Annotated in this window: 1 rRNA gene; it reads left to right on the top strand. The window is 50.6% G+C overall.

The features are described from left to right. Nucleotides 1-43 precede the first annotated feature (43 nt). Nucleotides 44-255 (top strand): 16S ribosomal RNA (locus tag HCX49_RS25285); the annotation flags it as partial.

Genomic DNA, 255 nt, shown 5'->3' with positions numbered 1-255 from the left:
ACGGGATTCAGGGAGTAGCTTGCTACGAACTGATGAGAGTGGCGCACGGGTGCGTAACGCGTGAGCAACCTACCCATATCAGGGGGATAGCCTCTCGAAAGAGAGATTAACACCGCATAACATCATTAACCGGCATCGGTTTTTGATCAAATATTTATAGGATATGGATGGGCTCGCGTGACATTAGCTAGTTGGAGAGGTAACGGCTCACCAAGGCTACGATGTCTAGGGGCTCTGAGAGGAGAATCCCCCACA

Source organism: Sphingobacterium sp. B16(2022) (assembly GCF_012030425.1).
GTDB classification, from domain to species: Bacteria; Bacteroidota; Bacteroidia; order Sphingobacteriales; family Sphingobacteriaceae; genus Sphingobacterium; species Sphingobacterium anhuiense.
This window is presented reverse-complemented; position numbering and strand designations above follow the sequence as displayed.